Origin of the sequence: Trinickia sp. Y13 (assembly GCF_029522115.1) — a bacterium.
In the GTDB taxonomy this organism is placed as follows: Bacteria; Pseudomonadota; Gammaproteobacteria; order Burkholderiales; family Burkholderiaceae; genus Trinickia.
The window spans coordinates 1-810 of sequence record NZ_JAKWFK010000046.1 but is presented as its reverse complement, the minus strand read 5'-3'; the positions used below and the strand labels follow the sequence as shown (position 1 = coordinate 810).

Sequence of the window (810 nt, the reverse complement as noted above, 5' to 3'; positions counted from 1 at the left end):
CCGTGAAACGACTCCACGCCGATGATAGTGCGGATTCCCGTGTGAAAGTAGGTAATCGTCAGGCTCCTCCTCTGTACCAAACCCCCGTTAGCGAACCGCGCTAGCGGGGGTTTGTGCTTTTATTCCCCCAAAAAACTCACCCTCGGGCCGCTAGCGCTCGACGGCCGCGCAGCGTGGCGCCGATCCGATCGTTCCCCGCCTCCGCCCGTCCGCGTACGCTCACTATAAGTGAGAGCGTCGCTTTGTGAGGCGCGCGCTAGTCTCTTGACACAGCGCAGCTTAGTCTTCATAATCGACCGTTCTCTGCGGAGGGGTGCCCGAGTGGCTAAAGGGGGCAGACTGTAAATCTGTTGGCTTACGCCTACGTTGGTTCGAATCCAACCTCCTCCACCAGAATATGCATGCCGTGGTGCGGCAGGGAATCGCGAAAGCCCGAGCGGGTGTAGCTCAATGGTAGAGCAGAAGCCTTCCAAGCTTACGACGAGGGTTCGATTCCCTTCACCCGCTCCATAGCCAAGAAGTACTGCCCATGTGGCTCAGTGGTAGAGCACTCCCTTGGTAAGGGAGAGGTCGGCAGTTCGATCCTGCCCATGGGCACCAGTAGCTGTCATTGATTGTTTGCGTGCGGCGCAACATACGGAAAATCCTCTTAGGAGTCGAAAATGGCCAAGGGTAAGTTTGAGCGGACCAAGCCGCACGTGAACGTCGGCACGATCGGTCACGTGGATCATGGCAAGACGACGCTGACGGCGGCGATCACGACGGTGCTGACGGCGAAGTTCGGCGGCGAGGCGAAGGCGTACGACCAGA

1 protein-coding gene and 3 tRNA genes are annotated in these 810 nt (G+C 58.8%); all 4 read left to right on the top strand.

All coding sequences use genetic code 11. The annotated features are described in order from the left end of the window. The first annotated feature begins 307 nt into the window (after positions 1–307). Positions 308–393 (top strand) — tRNA-Tyr (locus MMB74_RS27295). A 43-nt stretch (positions 394–436) separates the two neighbouring features. Beyond that, a tRNA-Gly gene (locus MMB74_RS27290) sits at positions 437–510 on the top strand. A gap of 15 nt (positions 511–525) precedes the next feature. Next, positions 526–600, top strand: a tRNA-Thr gene (locus tag MMB74_RS27285). 62 nt (positions 601–662) lie between these two features. Then, the coding region (locus tag MMB74_RS27280; protein WP_238272018.1) for a GTP-binding protein at positions 663–810 on the top strand (148 nt) is incomplete at its 3' end.